Annotated in this window: 23 protein-coding genes; 12 read left to right on the top strand and 11 right to left on the bottom strand. The window is 71.7% G+C overall.

Annotated features, from left to right (window positions below; translation table 11 throughout):
- Window positions 1-59 precede the first annotated feature (59 nt).
- Window positions 60-1,334 carry a 3-phosphoshikimate 1-carboxyvinyltransferase gene (gene aroA, locus ACWEJ6_RS02545; protein ID WP_358289015.1) on the bottom strand — a complete coding sequence of 425 codons (1,275 nt, stop codon included), beginning with the start codon at window positions 1,332-1,334 and terminating at the stop codon, window positions 60-62.
- Between the two features lie 176 nt (window positions 1,335-1,510).
- On the opposite strand from aroA, the gene ACWEJ6_RS02540 reads away from it, so the two are divergent.
- Both ACWEJ6_RS02540 and ACWEJ6_RS02535 read left to right on the top strand, forming a co-directional pair.
- On the top strand, window positions 1,511-2,254 hold the full coding sequence (locus tag ACWEJ6_RS02540) for an SOS response-associated peptidase (protein ID WP_358289013.1): 744 nt from the start codon (window positions 1,511-1,513) through the stop codon (window positions 2,252-2,254).
- A gap of 156 nt (window positions 2,255-2,410) precedes the next feature.
- The gene (locus tag ACWEJ6_RS02535) at window positions 2,411-2,743 is read left to right on the top strand and encodes a TraR/DksA family transcriptional regulator (RefSeq protein ID WP_364330906.1); all 333 of its coding nucleotides are present in this window, start codon (window positions 2,411-2,413) and stop codon (window positions 2,741-2,743) included.
- Window positions 2,744-2,849: 106 nt separating this feature from the next.
- Here ACWEJ6_RS02535 and ACWEJ6_RS02530 read toward each other — a convergent pair whose 3' ends face one another.
- Window positions 2,850-3,590 (bottom strand): class I SAM-dependent methyltransferase, encoded by a 741-nt coding sequence (locus ACWEJ6_RS02530; RefSeq protein ID WP_352322877.1) that lies wholly within the window; start codon window positions 3,588-3,590, stop codon window positions 2,850-2,852.
- Window positions 3,591-3,824: 234 nt separating this feature from the next.
- Between ACWEJ6_RS02530 and ACWEJ6_RS02525 the strand changes: the two genes are divergently transcribed.
- From ACWEJ6_RS02525 to ACWEJ6_RS02495, 7 genes are all read left to right on the top strand, one after another.
- A complete protein-coding gene (locus ACWEJ6_RS02525; protein ID WP_125648071.1) occupies window positions 3,825-4,430 on the top strand; it encodes a sigma-70 family RNA polymerase sigma factor in 606 nt (201 codons plus the stop codon).
- Window positions 4,427-4,693 carry a mycothiol system anti-sigma-R factor gene (rsrA, locus tag ACWEJ6_RS02520; RefSeq protein ID WP_352322878.1) on the top strand — a complete coding sequence of 89 codons (267 nt, stop codon included), beginning with the start codon at window positions 4,427-4,429 and terminating at the stop codon, window positions 4,691-4,693. The genes ACWEJ6_RS02525 and rsrA overlap by 4 nt, the downstream gene beginning before the upstream one ends.
- 10 nt (window positions 4,694-4,703) lie before the next feature.
- Window positions 4,704-5,642, top strand: coding sequence for an NAD-dependent epimerase/dehydratase family protein (locus ACWEJ6_RS02515; RefSeq protein ID WP_358289007.1), 939 nt, complete (start codon window positions 4,704-4,706; stop codon window positions 5,640-5,642).
- Window positions 5,643-5,867: 225 nt separating this feature from the next.
- Window positions 5,868-7,223 (top strand): HD-GYP domain-containing protein, encoded by a 1,356-nt coding sequence (locus tag ACWEJ6_RS02510; protein ID WP_452420710.1) that lies wholly within the window; start codon window positions 5,868-5,870, stop codon window positions 7,221-7,223.
- On the top strand, window positions 7,220-8,518 hold the full coding sequence (locus ACWEJ6_RS02505; RefSeq protein ID WP_452420708.1) for an HD-GYP domain-containing protein: 1,299 nt from the start codon (window positions 7,220-7,222) through the stop codon (window positions 8,516-8,518). The genes ACWEJ6_RS02510 and ACWEJ6_RS02505 overlap by 4 nt, the downstream gene beginning before the upstream one ends.
- Window positions 8,519-8,617: 99 nt before the next feature.
- Window positions 8,618-9,997 carry an acetyl-CoA carboxylase biotin carboxylase subunit gene (locus ACWEJ6_RS02500; RefSeq protein WP_452420706.1) on the top strand — a complete coding sequence of 460 codons (1,380 nt, stop codon included), beginning with the start codon at window positions 8,618-8,620 and terminating at the stop codon, window positions 9,995-9,997.
- A gap of 42 nt (window positions 9,998-10,039) precedes the next feature.
- Complete coding sequence (locus tag ACWEJ6_RS02495; RefSeq protein ID WP_358289001.1) at window positions 10,040-10,252, top strand: biotin/lipoyl-binding carrier protein; 213 nt, start codon at window positions 10,040-10,042, stop codon at window positions 10,250-10,252.
- Here the strand turns inward: ACWEJ6_RS02495 and ACWEJ6_RS02490 are convergent.
- Window positions 10,242-10,625, bottom strand: a complete 384-nt coding sequence (locus ACWEJ6_RS02490; RefSeq protein ID WP_358288998.1) for a thioesterase family protein — start codon at window positions 10,623-10,625, stop codon at window positions 10,242-10,244. The genes ACWEJ6_RS02495 and ACWEJ6_RS02490 overlap by 11 nt on opposite strands.
- Window positions 10,626-10,864: 239 nt before the next feature.
- Between ACWEJ6_RS02490 and ACWEJ6_RS02485 the strand changes: the two genes are divergently transcribed.
- Window positions 10,865-12,595, top strand: coding sequence for a serine/threonine protein kinase (locus tag ACWEJ6_RS02485; protein ID WP_452420704.1), 1,731 nt, complete (start codon window positions 10,865-10,867; stop codon window positions 12,593-12,595).
- 4 nt (window positions 12,596-12,599) lie between these two features.
- Here the strand turns inward: ACWEJ6_RS02485 and ACWEJ6_RS02480 are convergent, their stop codons facing one another.
- From ACWEJ6_RS02480 to ACWEJ6_RS02465, 4 genes are all read right to left on the bottom strand, one after another.
- Complete coding sequence (locus tag ACWEJ6_RS02480) at window positions 12,600-14,246, bottom strand: acetolactate synthase (RefSeq protein ID WP_452420702.1); 1,647 nt, start codon at window positions 14,244-14,246, stop codon at window positions 12,600-12,602.
- A gap of 63 nt (window positions 14,247-14,309) precedes the next feature.
- Window positions 14,310-15,089, bottom strand: a complete 780-nt coding sequence (locus ACWEJ6_RS02475; RefSeq protein WP_452420700.1) for a DUF4097 family beta strand repeat-containing protein — start codon at window positions 15,087-15,089, stop codon at window positions 14,310-14,312.
- The gene (locus ACWEJ6_RS02470) at window positions 15,086-15,739 is read right to left on the bottom strand and encodes a response regulator transcription factor (RefSeq protein ID WP_352366075.1); all 654 of its coding nucleotides are present in this window, start codon (window positions 15,737-15,739) and stop codon (window positions 15,086-15,088) included. Before ACWEJ6_RS02470 ends, ACWEJ6_RS02475 begins: the two co-directional genes overlap by 4 nt.
- A complete protein-coding gene (locus tag ACWEJ6_RS02465) occupies window positions 15,730-16,890 on the bottom strand; it encodes a histidine kinase (RefSeq protein WP_452420698.1) in 1,161 nt (386 codons plus the stop codon). The genes ACWEJ6_RS02470 and ACWEJ6_RS02465 overlap by 10 nt, the downstream gene beginning before the upstream one ends.
- 135 nt (window positions 16,891-17,025) lie before the next feature.
- On the opposite strand from ACWEJ6_RS02465, the gene ACWEJ6_RS02460 reads away from it, so the two are divergent.
- On the top strand, window positions 17,026-17,601 hold the full coding sequence (locus tag ACWEJ6_RS02460; protein ID WP_452420696.1) for a hypothetical protein: 576 nt from the start codon (window positions 17,026-17,028) through the stop codon (window positions 17,599-17,601).
- Here ACWEJ6_RS02460 and bioD read toward each other — a convergent pair.
- Both bioD and ACWEJ6_RS02450 read right to left on the bottom strand, forming a co-directional pair.
- The gene (gene bioD, locus ACWEJ6_RS02455; RefSeq protein ID WP_452420694.1) at window positions 17,598-18,305 is read right to left on the bottom strand and encodes a dethiobiotin synthase; all 708 of its coding nucleotides are present in this window, start codon (window positions 18,303-18,305) and stop codon (window positions 17,598-17,600) included. The genes ACWEJ6_RS02460 and bioD overlap by 4 nt on opposite strands.
- Window positions 18,306-18,340: 35 nt before the next feature.
- Window positions 18,341-19,060: a GntR family transcriptional regulator gene (locus tag ACWEJ6_RS02450; protein ID WP_125648113.1), complete on the bottom strand. Its 720-nt coding sequence runs from the start codon at window positions 19,058-19,060 to the stop codon at window positions 18,341-18,343.
- A 463-nt stretch (window positions 19,061-19,523) separates the two neighbouring features.
- Between ACWEJ6_RS02450 and ACWEJ6_RS02445 the strand changes: the two genes are divergently transcribed.
- A complete protein-coding gene (locus ACWEJ6_RS02445; protein ID WP_387671259.1) occupies window positions 19,524-20,993 on the top strand; it encodes a histidine kinase N-terminal domain-containing protein in 1,470 nt (489 codons plus the stop codon).
- Between the two features lie 212 nt (window positions 20,994-21,205).
- On the opposite strand, the gene ACWEJ6_RS02440 is transcribed toward ACWEJ6_RS02445, so the two are convergent.
- Entirely contained in the window at window positions 21,206-21,460 is a 255-nt protein-coding gene (locus ACWEJ6_RS02440) for a WhiB family transcriptional regulator (protein WP_113705541.1), read from the bottom strand.
- 275 nt (window positions 21,461-21,735) lie between these two features.
- Complete coding sequence (locus ACWEJ6_RS02435; RefSeq protein ID WP_452420691.1) at window positions 21,736-22,701, bottom strand: diacylglycerol/lipid kinase family protein; 966 nt, start codon at window positions 22,699-22,701, stop codon at window positions 21,736-21,738.
- Between the last annotated feature and the right edge of the window lie 62 nt (window positions 22,702-22,763).

Genomic DNA, 22,763 nt, shown 5'->3' with positions numbered 1-22,763 from the left:
GCCGGACCCTCCTGCGAAGTGCCCCCGCCGCCTGCCGCGAAACGCGCGATCATCGCCGCTCATCGGGCCTCCAGCATCGCCGCCCACATCTGGACGAACTCGGGCAACGTCTTGGCGGTCGTCGCGATGTTCTCCACCTCCACGCCCGGCACGGCGAGGCCGATCACGGCCCCGGCCGTGGCCATGCGGTGGTCGTCGTAGCTGTGGAACACGCCGCCGTGCAGCGGGCGGGGACGGATGAGCAGGCCGTCGGCCGTCTCCTCCGCGTCGCCGCCGAGGGCGTTGATCTCGGTGGCCAGCGCGGCCAGCCGGTCGGTCTCGTGGCCGCGCAGGTGCCCGACCCCGCGGATGCGGCTCGGCGTGGTGGCCAGGGCGGCCAGCGCGGCGATCGTGGGGGTCAGCTCGCCCACCTCATGGAGGTCGGCGTCGAGGCCCTTGACCTCGCCCGTGCCGGTGACGACCAGGTCGTCGCCGTCGCGGGTCACCGTGGCGCCCATGGTGGTGAGCAGGCCGCGCAGCGCGTCGCCCGGCTGGGTGGTCTCCGCCGGCCAGCCGGGGACCGTGACCGTGCCGCCCGTGACCAGCGCGGCGGCCAGGAACGGCGCCGCGTTGGACAGGTCGGGCTCGACCGTCATGTCCCTGGCCGCGATCGGGCCCGGCTCGACCCGCCACACGTCGCGCTCGGTGTCGTCGACCTTGACCCCGGCCTCCCGCAGCATGTGGACGGTCATCTCGATGTGCGGCTGGGAGGGCACCGGCGGGCCGACGTGCCGGATCGTCACGCCCTTCGCGAACCGCGCCGCCGTCAGCATCAGCCCCGAGACGAACTGCGAGGAGCCGGACGCGTCGATCGTGACCTCGCCGCCGGTCAGCGGCCCGGTGATGGTGAACGGGAGCGCGTCGTTGTCGATGCGCGCCCCGAGCGCGCGCAGGGCGTCGAGGATCGGGCCCATCGGACGCCTGCGGGCGTAGGGGTCGCCGTCGAAGAAGACCGGGCCGTCGGCCAGCGCCGCCATCGGCGGGACGAACCGCATGACCGTGCCCGCCAGCCCGGCGTCGATGCGCGCGCCGCCGCGGACCGGGCCCGGCGTCACCTCCCAGTCGACCGCGTCGGTGGTCTCGCGCACGGCCGTCAGCGTGGCGCCGAGCGCGCGCAGGGCCGACACCATGAGGTCGGCATCGCGGCTGCGCAGCGCCTGGCGGACGACGCCCGGACCGTCGGCCAGCGCGGCGAGCAGCAGCGCCCGGTTGGTGACGGACTTGGAGCCGGGCAGGCGGACGGAGGCGTTGACGGGCGTGTCGGCCGTCGGCGCGGGCCAGTGCTGAGCGGGCATGTCCAAAGCCTACTGGCCCTGGTACGGCCCGTTCACGGCCTGTGGACGACGCGTCGCCCTTCCGCCGAGCCGAGCCGCCCCGGCCGGACGCCTGGCTCATCCGCCGAGCCGAGCCGAGCCGCCCCGGCCGGAGGCGAAGCCGCGAGCGACACCCCGGCGTATGGCAATGTGGGGACATGTGCGGTAGATACGCCTCGGCGCGCAAGAAGCACGAGCTGCTGGAGGAGTTCCAGGTCGAGCTCGACGGCGAGCCCGACAAGGAGCTGGGCGCCGACTTCAACGTCGCCCCCACCAAGAACGTCTACGCGGTCATGAGCCGGTCCTCCAAGGAGGACGAGCACGCGGTCCGGCAGCTCAGGATCGTCAGGTGGGGTCTCGTGCCCGTCTGGGCCAAGGATCCGTCGATCGGCTCCCGGCTGATCAACGCCAGGGCCGAGACGCTGGCCGAGAAGCCGTCGTTCCGGCAGGCGTTCGCCAAGCGCAGATGCCTGATCCCGGCCGACGGCTACTTCGAGTGGATGGCCGTCGAGGGCGAGAAGAAGAAGCAGCCGTACTTCATCCACCCGGCCGACGGCGGCGTGCTGGCCATGGCGGGCCTGTACGAGTTCTGGAAGGACCGCACCCGCGACGACGACGACCCGCTCAAGTGGCTGGTGACCTGCACGGTCATCACCACGGACGCCGAGGACCAGCTCGGCCGCATCCACGACAGGATGCCCATGATGATCGAGCGCGACCGCTGGGCCGACTGGCTCGACCCGGCCCTCACCGACACCGAGCGCGCCTCACGACTCCTGGTGCCCGCGGAGGCCGGGAGGCTGGCGGCATATCCCGTTTCTACTGATGTCAATAATGTCCGGAACAATGGGCCGGATCTCATCAAACCGCTCCCCGACGAGGAGGAAGCCGGCCTTTTCTAAAGGTGTAAGAAGCATGGTAAGTGGGCATTCGGTGAGGAAAGCGATGCGACCGTTCACTCGGTGTCACCGCCACGACATGCCCCTAATTGCGCCGGGCGGGACAACCGGGGAGTCCCAGCCGCGGGCTTCCCCCTTTTCACCCGGAGGTGCGGATTCGTGGACGTCACGACCGCTCGTCAGCGGCTCGAAGACATGCTCGCGGAGCTGGACCGCTCGATCGGGGTCCTCCAGGGCGACCCCGTCGCGATCCGTGAGCATTCGGCGGCCGACGCGGGCTCCGACCTCACCGACGCCGACCGCGCGCAGGCCATGCTCACCGTGGCGACCGCGCAACGCCGCGCGGTGACCGAGGCGATCAGACGCCTGGACGAAGGCGCGTACGGCAGGTGCGTCGACTGCGACGAGCCGGTGCCCGAGGGCCGGCTGGAGGCCCGCCCGGAGGCCGCCCGCTGCGTGCCGTGCCAGGGAAGACGCGAACGCCGCCGCTGACCCGCGGAGGAACCGGAGGCCGCCGGACGAGGAGAACGGCGGCCCTGGGAACGGCCGGCGGCCCCGGAAACCGGCCCGCGGCCCCGGAAACCGGTCGGCGGGTCGGTCAGCTCTTGCGGGCGCTGGCCACCAGGTGGATGCCCACCGTGTCGTCGTCGTCGGGATGGGCGTCGAGCTCGGTGCGCACGAGCCAGGTCAGGGCCCGCCCGTCGGACCCGAGCACGTGGTCCACCGTGGACGGCGACAACACCGTGCGCGGCCGCATCCACTCCACCTCCAGCCCGGCCCCCATCAGCAGCTCGCGGAGCTGGCCGCTGCTGAAGCAGCGCGTGATGCTGCCGTCGGGCCAGGGCACCAGCATGACCTCGCCGGTCTGCCGCAGGTGCTGCCACTGCTCCTGCTCGGCCAGGATCGCCATGCCGAGCACCAGCGAGTCGACGCACACCAGCGCCCGCCCGCCCGGACGCAGCACCCTGGCCACGTCGCTCATCGCCGACTCGGCCATGAGCTCGATCGACATCGCGCGTTCCTCGGCCACCACCGCGTCGACGCTCTCATCGGGAAGAAACGCCAGATCATCGGCGCGTACGTGCCGAACCCGGTCGGCGTCCCGCAAACGGGACTGCGCGTCCACGGTCCGGCGGAAGTCGAGCACCTCGATCACCCGGTGTCCCGCCCTCGCGGCCTGGCCGGACCAGCGTCCGCGGCCGCCGGACAGATCGAGGATCACCGACGGTTCGCCGGGGAGCCAGCGGTTCAGTTGCTCGGCGGCGACGGCGCGGTAGAAGGTCCAGTACGGCCCGAGCGTCCCAGAGCCGTTCAGTTCCTCGGCCGGAATGGGCAGCACACGCGACTCCTGAGTTCCGGAAAAAGGGCTACCAGCCGGTACGTATGGACGTTCCCCGCACCGGGTCCTCTGTACCTTCTATCTTGCGGGAACAGACAAGGGCGCGGGCGTGTTGCGACGAGCATGCTCACATTGGAAAGACCGCGCCCCGATGACCAGGAGGTCATCGGCCAGCGGGTATTCTCCCCTGAGTACGGTGTACCGCCACAGCCGGCCACCGGTGATCTTAGGGGGGTGGGTCCGGTGCCCGCGACAGGCGCGGAGACTCTGGAGCAGCGCAGCGAGCGGTTCGAGCGCGACGTCATGCCGTATCTCGAACAGCTCTACTCCGCCGCGCTCCGGATGACCCGGAATCCAGCGGACGCGGAGGACCTGCTTCAGGAGACCTTCGCCAAGGCGTTCGCGTCGTTCCACCAGTTCCAGGAGGGCACGAACCTCAAGGCGTGGCTTTACCGGATCCTGACGAACACGTTCATCAACAGCTACCGCAAGAAGCAGCGTGAGCCCAAGCAGTCCGGCACCGAGGAGATCGAGGACTGGCAGCTCGCGCGCGCCGAGTCCCACACCTCGAGCGGGCTGAAGTCGGCCGAGGTCGAGGCGCTGGAGCACCTCCCCGACGGCGACATCAAGCAGGCGCTCGCGGCGCTGCCGGAAGAGTTCAGGATCGCCGTCTACCTCGCCGACGTCGAAGGCTTCCCCTACAAGGAGATCGCCGACATCATGGGCACTCCCATCGGCACCGTGATGTCCAGGCTGCATCGGGGACGCAGGCAGCTCCGGGGCCTCCTTGAGGACTACGCCCGCGAGCGCGGCCTGGTCCCCTCGGAGGGATCGAAATGAGCTGTGGCAACCCGCACGACACCGACTGTCGCGAGGTGCTGGACAAGGTCTACGCCTATCTCGACGGCGAGCTGACCGACGGTGACGTCTCCGACATCCGCGTGCATCTCGACGAGTGCAGCCCGTGCCTGAAGGAGTACGACCTCGACAAGGCGGTCAAGGCGCTCGTGGCCAAGCACTGCGGCTGCGACCCCGTCCCCGCCGATCTGCGTTCCAAGGTGCTGGCCCGGATCGAGCAGGTGAGGTCGGAGCTGGCCGACTAGGATTCACGCCATGCGCGTCCTAGTCACCGGTGGTGCCGGTTTCATCGGGTCGAATCTCGTCGACCGCCTGCTCGCGGACGGACACGAGGTCGTCGCCGTAGACGACCTGTCCTCCGGCAGCAGGGACAACCTGGTCAACGCCGCCGAGAGCGACCGTTTCAGCCTGCACGTCCTCGACGTGCGCGACCCGGCGATCATCGGGCTGGCGGCCGAGCTGCGGCCCGAGGTCATCTGCCACCTGGCCGCCCAGATCAGCGTACGCAGGAGCGTCGCCGACCCCGTCCACGACGCCCGGCTCAACGTCGAGGGCACCGCGTCGGTGCTGACGGCGGCCAAGGAGGGCACCACGCGCAAGGTGGTGTTCGCCTCGTCGGTGGCGGTCTACGGCCGGCCCGCCACGATCCCCGTGCCCGGCGACGCGCCCACCGACCCGCGCTCGCCGTACGCGGCCTCCAAGCTGAGCGCCGAGATCTACCTGGCGACCTTCCGCGCCCTGTACGGCCTGGAGTACACCACGCTGGTGCTCTCCAACGTCTACGGCCCGCGCCAGTCGCCCGACGGCGAGGCCGGCGTCGTGTCGATCTTCACCGACGCCCTGCTCAACGGCACCCCCACCGTCCTCTACGGCGACGGCACCCAGACCCGCGACTACGTCTACGTCGACGACGTGGTCGACGGCTTCGTCCGGGCCTGCGGCAGCGAGGGCAACGGCCGCCGCTTCAACCTCGGCACCGGCATCCAGACCACCGACAGGCGCCTGCACTCGCTGATCGCCGACGCGGCCGGGGCCCAGGACAAGCCGGGCTTCGCGCAGCCGCGCGTCGGCGACCTGCCGGCGATGGCCGTCGATCCGGTGCCCGCCCACGAGGGGCTGCGCTGGGAGCCGCGCACCGACCTGCCGACCGGCGTGAAGAGCACCGTGGCCTGGGCGCGGAGTCGCGCCAGGTAGTTGCTTGATTACACTTTGCTTGCGATTTCCCGCTCGGCCCGTACGGTGACGTCCTCTTCTGTAGCGTGAGCTCCAGAAGTCGACGTGGAGGCATGTGGGATGTTGAAGGACAGGTTCACCCGGTCGCTCGCCGCCGTCATCGTGCTCACCTCGATGGTGGCCCTGGCCGGCATTGGCGCGCTTCCGCCAGGGGTTTCCTGGACCTGACCGCCGTAGGGGGCCGCAATGCGTGACCTGCCCTGGCCCGCGAGGGTCTACCTGGTCGCCGTGATCGCGGCGGCGGCCGCGCTCATCGGGCACAGCGCGATCGTCTCCGGCCCGCTCGTGGCGCCGGAGAAACTCGACATCCTGCTGGTGCTCGGGCTGCTCTTCCTGGTGTGCGAGTCGATGCCGACGCTGCTCAACGTGGAGCAGTTCGCGGTGTCGGTGAGCTTCTCTGCGTCGCTGGCCGCGGTCGTGCTGATCGGGCCGGAGGGCGCGGCGCTGGTGGGGCTCACCGCCGCGGTCAGCGTGCGCCCGGGGCTGCCGCTGATCAAGCGGCTGTTCAACGGCGCGCAGTTCGCCGTCTGCGGCTACGCCTCCGGCTGGGTCTACGAGTGGCTGCACGGCACGGTCGGGGTGCCGCGGGTCAACGAGTTCGACAGCCTCATCGGCCCCTACGCCGCCGCGACCGCCGTGTTCGTGCCGCTCAACATCGTGCTCACGCTGACCATGATCAGCCTGGCGACCAGCGTGCGGGCCACGGAGGTGCCGCTGCGCGGCATGGTCCAGTTCCTGCTGTCCTATCTCGGTTACGGCACGTTCGGGCTGCTGGTGGCCGGGTTGTGGGCGACCGTGCAGTCGATCTCGGCGGTGCTGGTGCTGATGCCGCTGTTCGTGGCCCGGTGGGCGTTCGGCCAGTACCACGCCCAGCAGCGCTCGTACGACGCCACCATCGCCGCGCTGTGCCAGGCCGTCGAGACCAAGGACTACTACACCCGGGGCCACTGCACGCGCGTCTCGCTCGCCTCCAGCATGATCGCCGAGGAGATCGGCATGCGGCTCGAACGCCTGCGCGCCATCCGCTACGCCGGCATGCTCCACGACGTCGGCAAGCTGGGCGTGCCCACGAAGGTGCTGCAGAAGGACGGCCCGCTCACCGAGGGGGAGCTCGCCGCGATCCAGCTCCACCCGATGCGCGGGCTGGAGATCGTCCGCGGCATCGGCTTCCTCGACGAGGCCTACGCCGGGATCATGCACCACCACGAGCGCCACGACGGCACCGGCTACCCGATGGGCCTGGCCGGCGACGAGATCCCCGAGTTCGCCAAGGTGATCGCCGTGGCCGACGCGTTCGACTCGATGACCTCCGACCGTTCCTACCGGGGGGCGCGCCCGGTCGAGGTGGCCGTGGAGGAGCTGCGCAAGTGCTCCGGCACGCACTTCGACCCGGTCATGGTGGCCGCGTTCATCCGGGCGCTGGAACGCAATCCCTGGCAGCCGCCGCGCCGGGTCGAGGCGCCGCCGCCCGACGCCGCCGAGGCGACGATCAAGGACCATGACGACCCGACGATGCCGATCCAGGTCGTGAGCGGGCCATGACCACCACAGAGCGCGTCCGGCGCGCCGACCGGGCACCGGTCACCGTCCTGCGCCGGCTCGACTCCGGCCAGTTGTTGCTGATCTGCGCGGCCGGGCTGGTCGCCGTCGCGGGCGTGGCGCACACGGCGGCCGTGGGGCTCGACCGTCCCGAGATCGCCATCGGGTTCGGCGCGTTGATCGCGGTCGGCGAGCTGGCCCGGCTGACCATGCCGGGCAACAGGGAGGTCGCGCCCATCGGCGCCGCCGCGGCGCTCGGCTACACCCTGCTGCTCGACCTCAGCCAGAACCAGTTGCGCCACTCCGCGCTGCAGGTCGTGGCCGTGATCGCGGCCGGGATGATCGCGGGCGCGCTGCCCCACCTGGCCGTCGGCCGGCCGCCGCGGCTTGACGCGATGGCCCGCCGCCTGCTCACCGGCGCGCTGCTGGCCTTCGCCTTCCGCCCGCTGGCCGACCCGCTCTACCAGCTCACCAAGCCGCCGCCGGGCGCCCACACCTGGTGGCCGGCGCTCGTGGTGATGGTCTCGCTGATCACGGTGACGCTGCTGGTCGACGTGCTGATCGCGGCGCTGCTGCGGGCCGAGCGGCTGCGCACGGCGTTCCGGGTGGCGGTGCGCGACGAGATCAACATGGCGTTCCCGCTGGGCGCCGCGGTGGCCGCCTCCGGCGTGCTGCTCGCGCTCGCCACGCACAGCATGGATCTGGTGGCGCTGCTGGTGTTCGCCGCGCCGCTGCTGGTCACGCAGGTGGCCTTCCGCAAGTACGCCGGCATCCGCGCCACCTACCTGCAGACCGTCCGCGCCCTGTCGCGGGTCACCGAGGTCGGCGGCTACGTCGAGCCAGGCCACTCGCGCCGGGTGTCCCGGCTGGCCGTGGCGGTCGGCCGGGAGCTGGGCATGGCCGAGCCCGAGCTGCTGGAGCTGGAGTACGCGGCCCTCATGCACGACATCGGCCAGCTCTCGCTGCGCGACCCCATCCCGGGCGGCGCCACCGTGCTGGCCGATCCGGAGCAGGCGCGGCGCATCGCCGAGCTGGGGGCCGAGGTGATCAGGCAGACGGGCGTGCTCGACCGGGTGGCCGAGGTGGTCCGGAGGCAGTGCGACGAGATCGCCGACGACCCGCCGCTGTCCAGCCGCATCATCAGGGTCGCCAACGCCTACGACGATCTGGTGGGGCCGTCCACCGATCGCGACCGGTCGGGGGCGGCGCTGGAGCGCATCGGGCTCACGGCGGGCAGCGCGTACGACGCCGCCGCGCTCGACGCCCTGACCCGGGTGGTCGGCAGAGGCCGCGTGTAGCCGATTGCCCGGCTTTGTGGGGTTCCTACAGATCATTCTCCGCTGATCGGTACTTCACGGGAAAAGGGACGAGCCGACGCCGGTCATAGGGTTGTCCGCGTGACTGCTGAGACGCTCGGACCCGTTCTGATCGCCAACCGGGGGGAGATCGCCCGGCGGATCATCCGTACGGTCAGGCGCATGGGCCTGCGTGCCGTCGCCGTGCACTCCGAGGCCGACGCCGGGCTGCCGTTCGTGCGCGAGGCCGACGAGGCGGTGCTGATCGGCCCGGCCGACCCCGCGCGGAGCTATCTCGACCCCGCCAGGCTGCTGGACGCGGCCCGCGCCACGGGAGCGGGCGCGGTTCATCCCGGTTACGGCTTCCTGTCGGAGAACGCCGCGTTCGCGCGGGCGGTGATCGAGGCCGGGCTCGTGTGGATCGGGCCGTCGCCGGAGTCCATCGACCGCATGGGCGACAAGATCAACGCCAGGAACCTCATGGAGCAGGCGGGCGTGCCCGTCGCCGCGGGCACCAGGGAACCGGTCACCGACCTGGTCGCGGCGCTCGACGCGGCCGAGCTGATCGGCTACCCGGTCATGGTCAAGACCGCCGGCGGCGGTGGCGGGATCGGCATGAGCGTGGCCCGTGACGACGCCGGGCTGGCCAAGGCGTTCGAGCAGGCGGCCAGGGCGGCGGCCAGGTTCGCCGCGGCGGCCGCGGCGGGCGGCGCGGGCGACGCGCTGGCCGGGCCCGCGGTCCTGCTGGAGCATTACGTCGAACGTGCCCGCCACGTCGAGGTGCAGATCCTCGGCCTGCCCGACGGCCGGGTGCTGGCCCTGGGCGAGCGCGACTGCTCGGTGCAGCGCCGCCACCAGAAGGTCGTCGAGGAGTCGCCGTCCCCCGGCATCGGGCCCGCGCTGCGCGAACGCGTGCTGGCCGCGGCCGTGCGGGCCGGCGAGGCCGTCGGCTATCTCGGCGCGGGCACGGTCGAGTGCCTGGTCGACGCCGACGCCCAGGACTTCGTGTTCCTGGAGATGAACACCAGGCTGCAGGTCGAGCACCCGGTCACCGAGCTGGTCACCGGCCTCGACCTGGTGGAGCTGCAGCTCCGCGTGGCCGCCGGGGAGAGCCCGGAGATCACGGTGGCGCCGCAGGGGCACGCGATCGAGTTCCGGGTCTACGCCGAGGACCCCAAGCGTTTCCTGCCCGGTCCCGGCCGCATCACCACCTGGGACGAGCCCGCCGGCGCCGGCATCCGCGTCGACTCCGGCTATGCGGCGGGCGACACGGTGACCATGTTCTACGACCCGCTGATGGCCAAGCTGTGCGTGCTCGGGGCCGACCGGACCGAGGCGCTGGAGCTGGGCCGCAAGGCGGTCGCGGAGTTCACCGTCGAGGGGCCGAGGAGCAATCTGCCCTTCTGCGCCGAGCTGCTGGAGAACCCGGCATTCGTCGCGGGAGACTACGACACGGGTCTGGTCGGGCGAATGCGGGCCTGACCCGGTCGACATTGTTGGTGACGTCGGAAGAGGAGAGCGCCGGTGGCCGAGGTACGCGCCGAGATGGTGGCGAACGTGTGGAAAGTGGTCGTCCGGGAGGGCGAGGCGGTCTCCGAGGGGGACACGCTGGTCATCCTTGAGTCGATGAAGATGGAGATCCCCGTGCTCGCCGAGGACGCGGGCGTGGTGTCGCAGCTCAAGGTGGCCGAGGGCGACGTGATCCAGGAGGGCGACCTGATCGCCGTCATCGACTGAGGCGGGCCAGGAACCTGGCGCGGTCGACGACCGTCCGCTCGACCGTGCCGCGGCCCACGAGCGTGCCCTGCCGGTCGCGGGCCTCGAAGGCGAAGACCAGGCGCCGGCCGTCCACGGCGGTGAGCTCGGCGGTGAGCTGGACGTGGTCGCCGACGGCGCTGGCGGCCAGGTGTTCGAGCTCGACCCGGGTGCCGACGGACGTCTCGCCCTCGGCCAGGTGCGGGCGCACGGCTTCGACGGTGGCCCGTTCGGCCAGCGCGAGCAGCCTGGGCGTGGCCAGCACGGGCACGTCGCCGCTGCCGGCTCGCTCGGCTGTGTCGGATCTCTCGACCATGGTGAGCAGTTGCGAGCGGAGGCCAGGTGAGAGCGTCATGGGGGTCAGCCTACCGAGGGCGGTTCTGATCTCCTGGAAACGCGGACAACACCGCCCATAAGGCTCCAGGATAGGGTTTGTACGGCTTGCGGCATATGAGTGGCATATGGGGCTCCTGAGACAGGTACACTCTCGGAGTTTCCGTGACCACTGTGTTACCTCACCGCGACAAAAGTTCGCTTTGTTGGAGAACCGCGGGGTGGGCGAGGTTACCGATGTAGGGGGGTAGCGGGGGAGTCATGGTGGCCCAAGGCACGACGCTGGCGGGGCGGTATCGACTGGATACCCGCATCGGCGCCGGCGGCATGGGCGAGGTGTGGCGAGGCGAGGACATCGTGCTCGCCCGCACCGTCGCCGTCAAAGTGCTGCTCCCAGGCCGCATGGATGATCGGGGGTTCGTCGCCAGGTTCCAGGGGGAAGCCAGGGCGATGGCCACGATCAACCATTCCGGCGTGGTCGACGTCTACGACTACGGGGTGAGCGGCGACACCGTCTACCTCGTGATGAAGTTCGTGGACGGGGAGCCGCTCGACCGGCTGCTGGCCCGGCTCGGCCGGATCCCGCCACAGGCGGCCATGGAGCTCATCGCGCAGGCCGCCTCGGCCCTGCAGGCGGTGCACGACCAGGGAATCGTGCATCGCGACGTGAAACCGGGCAACCTGCTCGTCCAGCGCGACGGCACGCTGGTGCTCACCGACTTCGGCATCGCCCGTTCCGACCTGGCCAACCGGCTGACCGACGCCGGCATGGTGCTCGGCACGGCCGCCTACTGCGCGCCCGAGCAGGCCGAGGGCGCGCCCGTCACCCCGGCCGTGGACATCTACGCGCTCGGCGTGGTCGCCTACGAATGCCTGGTGGGACAGCGGCCGTTCGACGGTGACAGCGCGGTCACGATCGCGCTCAAGCACATCCGCGAGGCCCCGCCGCCGCTGCCCGCCGACATCCCGCCGCAGATCCGGACGCTGGTGGAGGTGGCGCTGTCGAAGGACCCCGCCCGGCGTTTCCCGACGGCGAAGGCCATGAGCGAGGCGGCCCGCGCGGCCGGTCAGGGCCAGGCGATCACGCCGGTGGCCGAGATCGCGCCGCCGGCCACGGGCGCCACGATGGCCGCGCCGCCCGAGTCGTACCAGACCGGCGCCTACCAGGCGGGCCACTCGCAGCCGACGGGCGCCTACCAGGCAGGTCACTCGCAGCCGACGGGCGCCCACCAGCCGGGCCAGCCGCCCGCCTACCCGGGAGGACAGCCGCCGGCCGGAGCCGGCGGGTTCCAGACCGGGGCGCACCTGCCCGCGTCGTCGGAGGAGACCACCGCCGCCGTCGGCGAGCGCCGGCCGGGCGGCCGCCGCGCCGCCAAGGCGCCGCGCAGGACCGGCCTGGTCGTCGGCCTCGCGGTCGCGGTGGTGCTCGGCGTGGGGGCGGGGGCGGTCGCGCTGACGGGCATGGTGCCCGGCGCGCCGACGCCGACCGTCACGGCTACCCACGACGGCAACAGCGACGACATCCCCGGCCCGACGAAGACCGGCCCCACGAAGCCACCCAAGTCAACGCGGACCCCCACGAAGCCGCCCACGACGCCCACCACCAAGCCGCCCACGCGCGTCGAGACCGAGGAGCCGACGGAGACCGAGGAGCCGACGACCACGCCCACCACCACCCCGACCACCACGAAGGAGCCGACCAAGTCGCCGTCGAGCACGCCGACGCCGACGGTCAAGAACATCACGGTGCCCAAGGTCGCCGGGCAGCCCTTCCTCAAGGGGCAGGAGATGGTCGAGGCGGCGGGGCTGCAGGTGCGCGTCCGCGACTCGTCCGTGACCACCGACGACCCCGCCTGCCGCAGGATCACCAAGACGGTGCCGGCCGGCGGCACGGTGGTCCCGGAGACGAAGGTGGTCACGCTCTACGTCATCGACGGCATCTGCACGACGCCGTCGCCGTCGCCGTCCCCCACGGCGACGCCGAAGTCGTAGGGGGTCAGATCCCCGTGGTGTTGCGGGGATAGGCGATCTGCGGGTCGGTGGCGATGTTCACCATGTACGGGATGCCGGAGTCGAACGCCCTGCGCAGCGCCGGCCCGATCTCCGACGGCTTGGTGACCAGCTCGCCGCCGCCGCCCAGCGCCGTCACGACCTGGTCGTAGCGGCACTGCGGCTGGAGGTCGGCGGCCACGTCGTAGCCGTACAGGAACCGCATGGGGTGCTTCTCCAGGCCCCACATGCCGTTGTTGCCGCAGATCATGACGACCGGCAGCCGGTGGCGGACGAGGGTGTCGACGTCCATCAGGGAGAAGCCGGCGGCGCCGTCGCCGAGCAGGAGCACGACCTGCGAGGACGGGCGGGCCAGGCGGGCGGCGATGGAGTAGCCGAGCCCGGTGCCGAGGCATCCGTACGGGCCGGGGTCGAGCCAGTTGCCCGGCTGCTTCGGCTCGACGTACTTGCCGGCGTAGGAGACGAAGTCGCCGCCGTCGCCGATCACCACGGCGTCGTCGGCCAGGACCTTGGCCAGCTCGCCGTAGATGCGCATGGGGTGGATCGGGTCGGTGTCGGCGGCCAGCAGCTCGGCGTCGTCCTCGATCGCCGCGGCGGCGGCCTCGGACAGCGTGGACGCCCAGGAGGCGTACGAGCTGGGCTTGACGCCCGCGTCGCCGCAGGCCGCGCCGAGGCTCCACAACACCACCGACAGGTCGCCCGCGGCCTTGGCGGCGGGCTGCATGTGGGTGGCGAGCTGCGAGGGCGCGTCGGCGATGTGCACGACGCGGGCCAGGGGCGCGCCGTCCTTGCCGCCGAACGAGCCGTAGCCGAGCCGGAAGTCGAGCGGGGCGCCGATCACGATGACCAGGTCGGCCTGGGAGAAGGCCACGCTGCGGGCGCGGGTGACGAGCAGCTCGTGCCCGGCGGGCAGGATGCCGCGGCCCTGGCCGTTGGGGATGACCGGCAGCCGCCAGGTCTCGGCGAAGTCGCGCGCGGCCTCCTCGGCCCGGTCCATCCACACGTCGGAGCCGTAGACCAGCACCGGGCGCTCGGCCTCGGACAGCAGCCGGGCGATGGCGGCCAGGTCGGCGGGGTCGGGCTCCAGCGGCGAGGGCGACTGCGTGTGCACCTCGTGGGCGGGCGAGGGGGCGAACAGGTGGTCCATGTAGAAGTCGAGGAAGACCGGGCCGCGCTGGGGCGCGACGGCGGTGCGGAAGGCCGACTCGACGTCCTGGCCGATCGAGTCGGCGCCGGAGGCGGTGAACGACAGCTTGGTGATCGGGCCGAGCAGCGGCGGGTGGTCCATCTCCTGGAGGGCGCCGCTGCCCCAGCGCGACTGCGGCGCGCGGCCGCCCATGACGACCACCGGCGAGCCGTTGAAGTGCGCGGTCGCGATGCCGCTGACGCCGTTGGTGATGCCGGGCCCGGCGGTCAGCACGGCCAGGCCGGGCTTCCTGGTCAGCCGGGCCGTCGCCTCGGCGGCGAAGACCGCGCTCTGTTCGTGGCGCACGTCGAGGATGCGCATGCCCTCGTGGACCGCGCCGTCGTACAGCGGGAAGACGTGGCCTCCCGAGAGGGTGAACATGGTCTCGACGCCGTAGGCCTTGGACACGGCGACGGCGACGTCACCGGCGTGCTTCGCAGACTCCATGCCGGGAACTTACCAACCAGTGATAAGAGTAAACAGATCTCAAGAGTTGCGTCCGGCCGCGTCCTAGCCCTGTCCGCAGCAGACGCGTACCGAGCCCAGCGGCGCCCGCGCCTCGATCTTCCGCGGCGCGCCCTTCACCGCGTCGACCTCCACCTCGGTGCGGCGGCCCTCGGTCGTCACGTCGTAGGTCTCCGGCGGCAGCCGCAGGTCGACGTCGCCGGTGGCCCGCGCGACGGCCCTGACCGTGAGCGGCGGGTTGGCGAAGTCGAGCCGTACGTCGCCCGAGCCGGTCTCGACGTCGGCCTGGCTGCCGAGCATCGCGTCGCCGAAGACGGACCCGGAACCGGACCTGGCCCAGACCTCGCCGGTGACCCCCTCGGCCCGCACGTTCCCCGACACGGTCGTCAGCCGCACGGCGCCGACCACGCTGTGGACCCCGAGGTCGCCGACGGTCGTCCGGGCCTCGACCCCGGTCTCGAAGGGCACCAGCAGCGTGTAGTCCGCCCGGCACACCGGACCGTCCGGACGGGGTGCGGTGCCGCACCGGATGTCCAGCCGCAGGGTGTCGCCGTTCCAGTCCTCGGTGATCACCGGCCGGTCGATCGAGGTCCAGTTCACGGACCGGGAGATCGTCAGCTCTCCCGCGGGTCCCGGCACGATCTCGACGTTCACCTCGCCGCTGCCCGTGGTGACCTTCAGCGTGTCCAGCGCGAACGGGACCGTCCTGGCCCGCGTCTCCTGCGGCGCGGTGGCGCGGGCGAACCCGTTCCAGACCAGCAGGACGGACAGCAGCAGGGCGGTCACCGTCGCCGCGGTTCCCGCCGTCAGCCAGATGGCCCTCACGGCATGCTCCTGATCTTGAGGAACTGCAGGACGGCGAGGACCCGGCGGTGATCGCCCTCCGCGGGGGACAGGTCGAGCTTGGTGAAGATGTTGCCGATGTGCTTGCCCACGGCCCCCTCACTGAGCACGAGGGCCTGGCCGATGCCGGCGTTCGAGCGGCCCTCGGCCATGAGCTTGAGCACCTCGTGCTCGCGGGGTGTCAGCCGTTCCAGCGGGTCGCTGTCGCCGCGCAGCAGGAGCTGGGCGACGACCTCGGGGTCGAGGGCGGTGCCGCCGCCGGCGACCCGGCGCAGGGCGTCGATGAACTCGGCCACGTCGGCCACCCGATCCTTGAGCAGGTAGCCGACGCCGCCGGCCGCCGTGGACAGCAGGCGGGCGGCGTAACGTTCCTCGACGTACTGGGACAGCACCAGCACGGCCAGGCCGGGATGCTGGCGGCGCAGCACGAGAGCCGCGCGCAGCCCCTCGTCGGTGTGCGTGGGCGGCATCCGGACGTCGGTGATCACCAGCTCCGGCCGGTGCTCCTCGACGGCCCGCAGCAGGCCCTCGGCCTCGTCCACGGCCGCCACCACCCGCATGCCGGACGCGTCGAGCAGCCTGATCAGCCCCTCGCGCAGCAGGACGGAGTCCTCGGCCAGCACTACTCGCACGGCAGCTCCACCTCGATCGTGGTCGGCCCGCCGAACGGGCTGGACAGGCGCAGCGTGCCGTCCACGGAGTCGATGCGCTGGGCCAGGCCGCGCAGGCCGGTGCCGCCGTCCAGCCGGGCGCCGCCGCAGCCGTCGTCGTGGACGAGCACGTGCAGGCGGTCGCGCTCGCGCCGGACGGTCACCTCGGCCCTGGTCGCGGCGGCGTGTTTGGCGATGTTGGTCAGTGCTTCGGACACGATGAAGAAGGCCACCGCCTCGATGGTCGGGGAGGCGCGCCGGTCGATGTCGACGCGCAGGCGTACGGGGAGAGGGGCGCGGGCCGCGACGCCGGACAGCGCCGCGTCGAGCCCCTGGTCGTTGAGCACGGCCGGATGCAGGCCGCGGACGAAGTCGCGCAGCTCCTTGAGCGCCTGCTTGGCCTCCTCGTGGGCCCGCTCGATCGCCTCACGGGCGGGCGCGGGCAGGTCGGTGAGGGTGGCCCTGGCCAGGCCGAGGTTCATGGCGAGCGAGACCAGGCGCTGCTGGGCGCCGTCGTGCAGGTCGCGCTCGATCCTGCGGCGCTCGGCGTCGGCGGCGTCGATCACGCCGGCCCGGCTCTCGGTCAGCGTCTCGATGCGCTGCCCCAGCTCGGTGCGGCTGGGCCCGAGCAGCGTGCGCGCCACCGACAGGTCGAGCGCCGCCATGCCCCTGGCCAGGACCGGGGCCAGCAGCAGCAGCGCCAGGCCGGTCGCCGTGGAGATCCCCACGATGACCGGATCGCGCAGATCGACGAGGAACACCAGCGGGGGCGCCTGCACCCGCGGCGGCACGAACGACAGCAGCCCCACCACGGCCCCGCCCCACGCCAGCGCGACGAGGAAGGCCGCCGCCGCACCCACGAAGGGCGACAGCAGGTGGTAGGCGATCTGCCGCCAGGTGGCCGCCCTGCGCCAGCCGGCCGGCGCCACCGGGGGCGGGATGCGGACGTCGAGGAAGGCCGCGAACCTGGACCGCTGCACCCGGGTGAACACCGGGACGCCGCGCCGCAGCACCGGCGGCGCCACGGCCAGCAGCAGCGTGAGCCCGCCGAGCACCACGGCGACCGGCAGCCCGATCATCACGTGGGACGTGTCGAGCCAGGCACGCGCCGACCAGGGACGGGGGACTTTCATGCGTCAAAGGTATTGACCCACCAGACCTCCACGAAATGGGCCTGGTGTGCCGGTGGACGGTAGAGCTAACCCCACCCTCGAACAATTGCCGCGCACCGAACATCTCACTCCCCAACAGACCAAGGGGAGGTTCAGATGTTCGCAGCAGGGGTCGCCGCGCTGGCGGCCGCGTCCACGGTCCTGGGCGGGTTACCGCACGGCATGTTGTTCTTGGAGAAGCACCCGCCCGCCAAGCAGTGGGAGACCTACACCGTCAAGAACTCCGCCACGCTGCCGCTCCAGCTCGACCCGTGCCTGTCGCACCGGCGGCGGGACGGCGGCCGGCTGATGGCGCGGGCCGTCCTGTACTCCAGCGAGGACGAGATGAAGTACGAGCAGCTCGTCGTCTACCGGAGCGTCCGGCACGCCAAGGCCGCCATGCGCGTCCTGCGCGCGGACCTCAGGCGCTGCGCCGACGTGGGCAAGGGCGTCAACCGCCATCGCTACTTCACCAAGCCCCTGAACGTGGGCGACGACGGCCTGCGCGCCGGCGGCCGGTTCTTCGAGAGCGGCGAGCACGCGGTCGCGGTCAGGCGCGGCGCGGCCCTCTACATCGCCGGCGAGTCGGCCTGGCCCACCGAGAGCCTGCCGCTCAAGGGCTTCCGCGGGCTGATCGACCAGGCCCGCCGGATGACCGTCAAGGTCTGCCGCCTGCCCGAGGCCGCCTGCTAGAGCACCCCCACCCGCCGCTTGAAGGCGGACGGGTCGAAGGAACCGCCCAGCGTGGCGCCCAGCCCCTCGCGCGCCATTCGGGCGAACGCCTCGCGGCCGAGTCGCCCGGCCCCTTCGGGCAGCACTCCCGCCAGCGGCCGCGCGGCCAGCATCTCCAGGTCGGCGACGTTGCTCCGCTCGATGATCCCGGTCTCCGGCGGCCAGCGCCCGATCACCACGCCCGCCGGGTCGAGCCCCCGGTGCGCCAGCGCCTCCAGGGTCAGCGCCGTGTGGTTGAGCGTCCCGATCCCGGCCCCCGCCACGACCAGTACCTGCGCGCCCACCAGCCGGGCCAGGTCGGCGATCGTCGCGCCGTCCTCGTCGAAGCGCACGAGCAGGCCGCCGGTGCCCTCCACGACGACCAGCCGGTTGCTCTCGGCCAGCTCCTCGACGAACCGGGCGGCGGCCGTCAGCGACACCGGCGGCGCCCCGGCCACCCGCGCGGCGGCGGCCGGCGAGAGCGGCTCGCCGAAGCGCGCCAGCTCGAAGGTGGTGCTCACCCCGGAGAGCCGGATCACCTCGTCGAGGTCGCGCCCGCCGCCGGTCTGCGCCGGCTTCACCACGGCGACGGACGCCCCCCGCTCCCTGGCCAGGGCGGCCACGGCGGCCGTCACGACGGTCTTGCCCACGCCGAAGTCGGTGCCGGACACGACGAGAACGCTCATCGTCCCAGCCTAGAAGCCGCCGCCCGCCATCCCGGTCAGGGACGCCGCAGGCGCGTGACGAACTTGTACCGGTCGCCGCGGTAGAGGGACTGCGCCCACTCCACCGGGTGGCCGTCGGCGTCGAAGGCGTGCCGGGTCAGCAGCAGCATCGGCAGGCCGACGTCCACGCCCAGGGCCTTGGCGTCGTACGGGGTGGCGAGCACGGTCTCGATGATCTCCTCGGCGTCCGTGAGCCGTACGTTGTAGGCGTTGTGCAGCGTCTCGTACAGGGAGGCGTGCACCTCCAGCTCCCGCCGCAGGCGGGGGAAGCGCCGCGCGGACAGGTGGGTGGTGTCGATCGAGACCGGCTCGCCGTTGGCCAGCCGGAGCCGGTGGATGCGCAGCACCCGGCCGCCGGGGTTGATGGCCAGCCGCCGCGCCAGGGCCTCGTCCGCGGTGATGTAGCCGATCTCCAGGATTTTCGTGTCCGGCTCCAGGCCGGCCGTGCGCAGGTCGCCGATGTAGGAGGTGAGCTGGAGCACCTGCGCCACCTTCGGCTGGGCCACGAACGTGCCCTTGCCCTGGATGCGCAGCAGCCTGCCCTCCACGACCAGCTCGGTCAGCGCCTGGCGGACGGTGGTGCGCGAGGTCTCGAACCGCACGGCCAGCGTGCGCTCGGGAGGCAGGGCGGTGCCCGCGGGCAGGCTCTTGGTGAGCTCCAGAAGACTGCGTTTCACGTCGTAGTACTTGGGAACGCGGGGGCCGTCGTCGGTCACGCTCTCACCTTCACTTCTGGCACGGCGGTGAGGGCGTGTCTGATCACCGCGAGATCATCGGAACTCATATCGGCCCGAGCGGTCAACCACCTGGGAGGACGGCATATCCGCACGGAGCGCGCACACCGCCAAGTACGCGCGAATCCGGGCAGCTCAGACTGATTGTGAAGGATATCCACAGCTGCGTGCGCGATCGCAACCGAGGCCGGTGTCAGGCCCGCGTCGTCGAGGAGCCACCCGCCCGTGTCGATCACCTCCGGCAATGCCCGCGAAGCCCCGTCATGGGGATCGGGCGATCCCGCCGTGTGACGGTTCTCACAGTACGAGATTCCCCGAAAGTCGCGCCGGGTGCACGGCGACGCACCCGTGCCGCCCGCCTGCGGCGTCCTCACCGGGCAGGAGCTGCGCATTCGATCAGGGGGTCGGTTTGGCTGTTGGCGGCGAAAGCACGCATGATGCACTCGTGCCGACTCTCAGCGACCTCGTCGCCCGCCACACCGCACTCGACGAGGCGGACCTCGACTGGCTGCACTCGCTGGTCTCCGACTGGCAGCTGCTGGCCGACCTGTCCTTCGCCGACCTCATCCTGTGGGCGCCGCTGCTCGGTGGGAACGGCTGGATCGCCATCGCCCAGATGCGCCCCACCACCGGCCCCACTGTCTACCACGACGACATCGTCGGCAGCGTGGCCGCCAAGGGCGAGCGCCACCTCATCGACACCGCCTGGAACGAGCGCCGCATCTGCCGCGAGGGCGATCCCGACTGGTCCACGGGCGTCCCGGTGCGCGAGGAGACGATCCCGGTGCGCCGGGCGGTCGACAACGGCGAGGGCCGCTTCCTCGGGGTGATCCAGCGCTCCACGAACCTGTCCTCGGCGCGCACCCCGTCCCGGCTGGAGCTGACCTACCTGCAGAGCGCGTCGGACCTGGCGCAGATGGTGGCCGAGGGGCGTTTCCCGTTCTCGGGGGAGGAGCCGATCCTGGTGCGCTCGCCGCGCGTCGGCGACGGCCTGCTGCGGCTCGACCGGGCCGGGCGGGTCACGTACGCCTCGCCCAACGCGTTGTCGGCCTACCGGCGGCTGGGCCTGCACGCCGACCTGGTCGGCGCCGAGCTGGGCCGGGTGACGGCGACGCTGTGCTACTCCGACGAGCCGATCAACGAAGACCTGATGATCGTGGCCAGCGGGCGGGCGGCCAAGGAGACCGAGGTCGAGTCGGGCGGCACGATCGTGCAGCTCAGAGCCATCCCGCTGATCGTCGGCGGCGGTCGCATCGGCGCGCTCGTCCTCATAAGGGACGTCACCGAGCTGCGGCGGCGCGAGCGCGAGCTGATGACCAAGGACGCCACGATCCGCGAGATCCACCACCGCGTGAAGAACAACCTCCAGACGGTCGCCGCGCTGCTGCGGCTCCAGGCGCGGCGCCTGCAGGTGCCCGAGGGCCGTGAGGCGCTGGAGGAGGCCGTGCGCCGCGTCGGCTCGATCGCCATCGTGCACGAGACGCTGTCGCACGCGCCGGAGGAGTTCGTCGACTTCGACGAGATCGCCGACCGGGTGATCGCGATGGCGGGCGAGGTGTCGGCGGCCGAGGCGGCGGTCACGCCGCGCCGGGTGGGCGCGTTCGGCGTGCTGCCCTCGCTCATCGCCACGCCGCTGGCCATGGCGCTGACCGAGCTGCTGCAGAACGCGTTGCAGCACGGGCGTCCCAAGCGGATGGAGGTGCTGGTCGAGCCCGCCCCCGACCGGCTGAACGTCACCGTCTGGGACGACGGGCGCGGCCTTCCCGCGGACTTCGACCTCGACAAGTCCACCAGTCTGGGGCTGCAGATCGTCCGCACGCTGGTGGAGGGGGAGCTGTCGGGCAAGCTGACGATCGAGCCGCGGGAGGGCGGCGGCACGCACGTCGGGTTGTCGATCCCGTTGCCGTCCGCCTGAAGAGTCCGCCGGGCCGGGCGACCGTCGTCGAGGGCGGCGCCCGGTCCGTGCGAGCCTGGCCGCCGCGTGCACGACGCGACGGGGTCTTGGCGGAAACGTCGATCACGCCAAGCTGGGCGGATCCTGCGGGGAAGGCAGGGTCGATCGGAGGTGGATCAGGCCGGGGTAGATCAGGTGAGGCAGATCAGGCTGAGCAGATCAGGCGGGGCAGATCAGGCCGAGGCGCGGGCGCGGGCGCGGGCGGTGCGGCGCTTGAGGGCGCGGCGCTCGTCCTCGCTCAGACCGCCCCAGACGCCGGCGTCCTGTCCGGACTCCAGCGCCCACTTCAGGCAGGCGTCGACGGCCGGGCAGGACCGGCAGACCTGCTTGGCCTCTTCGATCTGCATCAGGGCAGGGCCGGTGTTGCCGATCGGGAAGAACAGCTCGGGGTCCACGTCACGGCAGGCAGCTCGGTGGCGCCAGTCCATGCGTCCACTCCTTAGTAGATGGAACCTTTGGTCGGCTCCGTGCGGCTACTACTTTGTGAAGAGTTTCACTAACTCGCGCGAACAATTACCCGGATCCAGGTGTTGGACCGGGGTTGTCCGCCTGACGGCCGGAGGGCCTTGGGGTTGTTAAAGGTCCTACGTTCCGACGTCAGTCTTGAGCCTTCCAGCCACGCAGAGTGCACGCAAGGGGGTTGGGGCGAAGTTTTGGCGGTTATGGATGTCGGATGCGTCACACAATGACCGAATGTAACCAGCTAGACCAGAACTTGTAACGCGTTCGGGGTAGACCGGAACGTTACGGATTCGCGTTCGCCCAGGTAGTCCCCGTCCAGCTGGAAGGCCACGGGACGGTCGGCGGCGAGGGTGAACTCGGCCTCGTCGTGCAGCTGGACGAGGTGCTTGCCGGACGGGACGGCGTCACTCTCCGTGAGGATCTGCCGGATCAGCCCGGCGATCTGGACGGGCCCCATCCGCCTCAGCCCGAGCAGGTCGAGCCCGGTCTCGAAGCTCGCCCACGGCGTCGGCGTCACCGGCTTGGCCCCCAGGTACGTCCACGGCGAGGTGTTGGAGATGATCGCCATGAACACGCCGTCGGCCGCCGGGATGCCCGGCCCCGTCAGGGTCATCGGAGCGTGCCGTTTGTCCGTGGCCAGATAGTGCCGCAGAGCGGTGTTCACATACCGGGCGGGAGTGGCCTTCCTCCCGGTGCCGCGCAGGCCCTCCACGGCCCGTACGACCTCGGCGTCGTACCCCATGCCCGCGCAGAACGTGAAGTACCGGCTCTCTCCCTCCCAGAGCGCGTGGCCCAGGCCCACGGTCCGGCGCCGGCCCTCTCTCAGCGCCTCCAGGACCGCGCCGGTGGCTTCGACGGGGTCGTTCGGCAGCCCGAGGGAACGGGCGAACACGTTCGCGCTGCCGCCGGGGATCACGATGAGGCCGGGGCGGCCGGTGCTCGGATCGTCGGCCGGCGGGACGTCGTGGCCGTCGACCGGGTTGAGCAGGCCGTTGACGGTCTCATTGATCGTGCCGTCGCCGCCGAGCACCGCGACCACGTCGAAGCCCTTGGCGCGGGCCGTGGCCGCCAGCGTCGCGGCGTGCCCCCGATAGCCGGTCTCCTCCACCGACAGCTCCACGGCCGCGCCCAGCGCGCGGATCAACACGTCCCTCGTGCGGGCGTTGGTGGTGGTGGCCTTGGGATTGACCAGCAACATTGCGCGCATATCGCCAGCGTAGTCGCTGATCGCCGAACCGCTCGGGGTGGGGGAACATCCCCGGCGGGACC

This window comes from Nonomuraea sp. NPDC004702, from assembly GCF_053601695.1.
Note: the sequence above shows the minus strand (reverse complement) of the source record. Positions and strands in the feature narration are given on the sequence as shown.

Coding starts and splice junctions, on each gene's coding strand:
- ACWEJ6_RS02480 (WP_452420702.1), bottom strand. CDS start 14,246: ATGGAGTCTGCGAAGCACGCCGGTGACGTCGCCGTCGCCGTGTCCAAG.
- ACWEJ6_RS02510 (WP_452420710.1), top strand. CDS start 5,868: ATGCGTGACCTGCCCTGGCCCGCGAGGGTCTACCTGGTCGCCGTGATC.
- ACWEJ6_RS02485 (WP_452420704.1), top strand. CDS start 10,865: ATGGTGGCCCAAGGCACGACGCTGGCGGGGCGGTATCGACTGGATACC.
- ACWEJ6_RS02440 (WP_113705541.1), bottom strand. CDS start 21,460: ATGGACTGGCGCCACCGAGCTGCCTGCCGTGACGTGGACCCCGAGCTG.
- rsrA (WP_352322878.1), top strand. CDS start 4,427: ATGAGCTGTGGCAACCCGCACGACACCGACTGTCGCGAGGTGCTGGAC.
- ACWEJ6_RS02465 (WP_452420698.1), bottom strand. CDS start 16,890: ATGAAAGTCCCCCGTCCCTGGTCGGCGCGTGCCTGGCTCGACACGTCC.
- bioD (WP_452420694.1), bottom strand. CDS start 18,305: ATGAGCGTTCTCGTCGTGTCCGGCACCGACTTCGGCGTGGGCAAGACC.
- ACWEJ6_RS02460 (WP_452420696.1), top strand. CDS start 17,026: ATGTTCGCAGCAGGGGTCGCCGCGCTGGCGGCCGCGTCCACGGTCCTG.
- aroA (WP_358289015.1), bottom strand. CDS start 1,334: ATGCCCGCTCAGCACTGGCCCGCGCCGACGGCCGACACGCCCGTCAAC.
- ACWEJ6_RS02515 (WP_358289007.1), top strand. CDS start 4,704: ATGCGCGTCCTAGTCACCGGTGGTGCCGGTTTCATCGGGTCGAATCTC.
- ACWEJ6_RS02490 (WP_358288998.1), bottom strand. CDS start 10,625: ATGACGCTCTCACCTGGCCTCCGCTCGCAACTGCTCACCATGGTCGAG.
- ACWEJ6_RS02505 (WP_452420708.1), top strand. CDS start 7,220: ATGACCACCACAGAGCGCGTCCGGCGCGCCGACCGGGCACCGGTCACC.
- ACWEJ6_RS02540 (WP_358289013.1), top strand. CDS start 1,511: ATGTGCGGTAGATACGCCTCGGCGCGCAAGAAGCACGAGCTGCTGGAG.
- ACWEJ6_RS02435 (WP_452420691.1), bottom strand. CDS start 22,701: ATGCGCGCAATGTTGCTGGTCAATCCCAAGGCCACCACCACCAACGCC.